We start from the raw sequence: 3,544 nt of genomic DNA on the forward strand, positions 1-3,544 counted from the left end.
TTTCGACTGTCGAGGCCACCGCGTCAAACGCGGACGGCGACACGGCCTGGTTCCTGACGATCCACGGGGACATCAACGCTTCCTGAGGTCGGCGTGACTTCTACACCGGCCACGGCGGCGGCTCGTCCCATATGGGGATAGCTCACAGAGGCACTGTCGGACCGGCAAAGTTCGTTCGTGACGCCTGAGACGAATCCGTGCTCTGAGGGCATTCACTACTGAGGGGGTGATGTCGGATGGTCGGTGCTGCTGAGGCGACGCTGGTGGATCGTCTTCGCGGCGATGACCCGTCGGCACTGGATGTTCTCTTCCGGACGCACGCGCGCGCGGTCTACAGGGCCGCGGGAAGCTTCCTCGCGGACGCCGGCCACGCGGAGGACGTCGTCCAGGAGACCTTCTTCCTCCTGTGGCAGCGCCGCTCGAGCGTGCGCATCGTGGGGGAGTCGGTGCTGCCCTGGCTGCTGGTGACGGCGCGCAACCTCAGCTCCTCGACCAACCGCCGCGAGCAGCGCCGACGCCACCAGCCCCTCTCCGACGACACCGCGTCTCCCGGCGTCGACGCTGAGACGAGTGACCGGCTGCTGGACGTGCGGCGTCTGGTCGAGCAGATGAGCGCGACGGACCGGGCGATCTGGACGGCGTGCGTCGAGGACGACCTCAGCTACAGCGATGCCGCGCGCTCACTCGGCCTGTCCCACGGGACGGTCCGCAACCGTCTCTCCCGGGTGCGGGCATCGGTGACGAGAGCCCTGACGGAACGGACAGAGGACCATGGACAGTCGTGACCTGAGCGACGAGCAGCTCGAGCGCATCAGCGCGCGACTCGCGCAACGGATCCGCCGCCGCCGACGTCTCGTCCAGGCTGTGGCGGTGACGATCGCCGGGGTCGCCGGCGCGGTCCTCAGCGCGGGAGTCCTCACGGCGGTGACGACGGATCGCGGCACTCCGGTCGCAGCGTCCGTCACCTGCTGGGAGCAGGACGGGCAGGGCGTCGCCCTGTCGGGCGAGATCCGGACGCCCGCCGAGCGGTCTACCGCGTCGCTCGCCGCGGCATGCGCCGCGCTCACCGGGTCGGGTGCCGACGGTGGGACCGCAGACGGGACGGACGCCGCTCAGTACTCCCTCGCAGGAAGTCAGGTCTGCCAGGAAGACGGGCAGATCCGGATCTTCACGGGACTGACCTCCACGGTCGACTGCACCAACCCGCCCGCGACCCAGACGGGAGTGGACCAGTGACCATCAGACGCGCGAGAACTCTCACGCGCAGCATCTTCGGCCTCTGCGTGGCGCTCGTCCTCAGCGGATGCGCGACGAGTGCCACGAGTCCCGGCTCTTCGTTGACGTCGCAGGTGCCGGGTGAACTGCTCAGTGCCGAAGACGCGACCAAGCCCGTCTACGAGACCACCTCGGTCATCGGTGATCAAGGATCAGGCGGATGGCTGCTCGATCACCCGGTCAGCCTTCGCATCATCGGCATTGACGGCCAGTCGAAGCTCAACGTCGACGGGCCGTGCAACACGCTGACCTACGACCTCCAGTCCGCCGGCCTGCAGCCGTCCGTATGGGTCGTCACCGAAGGCCCCGCGACGACCTACGTCGGCTGCCTCGACGTGGCCGGCGAACGAGAGCAGTGGCTGGTGGGCACGCTGGGCGCCGAGGATGTCAGCCTCACGCAGACCACCACGGCGATGCGTATCCGCTCCGGCCCCGTCACCATCGACGCCACCGCCAGCACGACCCCCATACCCACCGAGACGCCTGCCGAACCAACGGAGATGACGGAGGCCCTGACACCCACCGTTCCGACGGAAGGCCCGCCGGGCACCCCCATCGCCACCGCCGCCTCTGAGGGGCCGATGATCGACGTCCAGCAGCTGACGAACCCGGCGCTCGATCTGGCCAACGGTCTCGGGACCCGCCTCTCGACGCTCGGCGCGGAGGAGAAGAAGCAGTACCCGATCTACGCAGTCAGAACCACGTACAAGGAACTCGCCGCGTACGAGCCCGCTCTCGCGGACCACTACTGGGTCGCACCGGACGAGCCGGTCTGGGCACTAACCGTGCACGCACCTGCGGAAAAAACGGACGTGCCCTACGGCTTCGACCTCCATCGAGTGGACGTCTTCACCGCCGTATACGACGGGATCAGCGGCGAGCTTCTGGCGACACGGGGCGATGTCGACCTCGCGTCTCTCGGTGCGCCTGGCGAGCTGATCACCGCCGCATAGATCCGTTGTCACCGTCCCGGAAGAGGATCGATCACCGGGTCGTCACGCGGTGCGGCCGAGCATCGCAGCGGACGCTGCGGCGCAGTTCTCCGAGCGACGCGCTCGATCGTGTCTTCAGAGCATGGCGGCCCACCGAGGCGACTGTTTTAGAGGACTTGTCCGTCACCTATGGCTTTGGGGCCTTCAACGATAGTGAAGGCCGCTCCGGCGCTGAGGGAGCTGTAGTCGATGTCGTACAGAAGCTGAAGGGTCACTTCGCTCGTCTCGCCGGGATCGACTTCAGTAGACTCGCTGCTGCGCACGATCACGCCGAGATGCGTTCCGTCGCCGCCGACGACGACGACATGTGGTCGATACCTTCCGTCGAGACCGATGGGCGCCTTTCGGCCGCCGTCGCTGGTTGGACGGAGACGGATCCTCGCGCGAACCGTTCTCGCGTCTGATTGCGGTGGGGTCACCGGCTGACCACTCTGCCTACTGTTCGATGCATAGAGTGATCATCGCAGCCGCGCTTCGCGTCCCGGATTGGGATCGTTCAGCGCTTCGGTCGCAGGGGCAGGCCGGTCCGCCCAGTAGGCGAAGGATTCCGATCCTGGGCCCGCGTCAGGAGGCGTCGCTGTCTCTAGTCGAGGTGTCGATCGAGTCGAGGGTGACAACCATGACGGGCTGTATCGACCGCGTTTGAACTGCTCGAGCGTCTTCCACTGCTCGAGCGTCTTCCACTGCGCTGCGGACGAGCGTGAAATGGACAGACCCTGATGCGAAGTCGGCTTCGGGGTCGACAAAGATTGGCGACGACTGAAGCGACAGGACGGCTTGAGCCGCACGGCCCGACGAGAGTCGAACCATTCGGGGGAGCAGCCCTTCGATCAGGAACAATCCTTGTGCGACCACCTGCTCCCGCCACGATACGTTGGCGGCCGGAAGGTTCGAGCGTAAGTGGATGCTATTCACCCACCACTCCACTCCCCAAGCATCGGACGGCGGAGCCGTCCGGAGGCGAGAGGCGGCGTAGGACCGAAGTACAACCGAGTCACCTGAACGAGTGAACCCGCGTTCGATGAGCGGTCGGAGCGTGGGATCGTCGTCGACCGCCCTGACCGTCGACGGCGCGCTCAATCGCATCTCGTCGTTCAGCCAGCGCTCCACGGCTCAACTCTGTCACGCAGCGACGTTGCGCATCGTCCCGTAAGGGAATCGTTCACCGGTCCATGGCTCCCTCTAGGTTGTTGCCGCACACCCGTCTAGTGTCGCGTCATGAGCGAGCGGACGAAGCGCACGGTTCGATGGGGTTGGGTCAACGTCGCGTTGTTCGC

At 66.4% G+C, this 3,544-nt stretch carries 4 protein-coding genes; 3 read left to right on the top strand and 1 reads right to left on the bottom strand.

Annotated features, from left to right (window positions below; genetic code table 11):
- The first annotated feature begins 263 nt into the window (after window positions 1-263).
- From C5D66_RS16620 to C5D66_RS16630, 3 genes are read left to right on the top strand one after another with little or no spacing between them, the layout of a single operon-like run.
- Entirely contained in the window at window positions 264-785 is a 522-nt protein-coding gene (locus tag C5D66_RS16620) for an RNA polymerase sigma factor (RefSeq protein ID WP_181028855.1), read from the top strand.
- Complete coding sequence (locus C5D66_RS16625) at window positions 772-1,236, top strand: hypothetical protein (RefSeq protein WP_104256514.1); 465 nt, start codon at window positions 772-774, stop codon at window positions 1,234-1,236. Before C5D66_RS16620 ends, C5D66_RS16625 begins: the two co-directional genes overlap by 14 nt.
- Complete coding sequence (locus C5D66_RS16630) at window positions 1,233-2,228, top strand: hypothetical protein (protein WP_104256515.1); 996 nt, start codon at window positions 1,233-1,235, stop codon at window positions 2,226-2,228. Before C5D66_RS16625 ends, C5D66_RS16630 begins: the two co-directional genes overlap by 4 nt.
- A gap of 603 nt (window positions 2,229-2,831) precedes the next feature.
- On the opposite strand, the gene C5D66_RS16965 is transcribed toward C5D66_RS16630, so the two are convergent.
- On the bottom strand, window positions 2,832-3,377 hold the full coding sequence (locus C5D66_RS16965; protein ID WP_146079358.1) for a hypothetical protein: 546 nt from the start codon (window positions 3,375-3,377) through the stop codon (window positions 2,832-2,834).
- Window positions 3,378-3,544 lie beyond the last annotated feature (167 nt).

The organism is Rathayibacter sp. AY1B4 (genome assembly GCF_002932815.1).
GTDB lineage: Bacteria > Actinomycetota > Actinomycetes > Actinomycetales > Microbacteriaceae > Rathayibacter.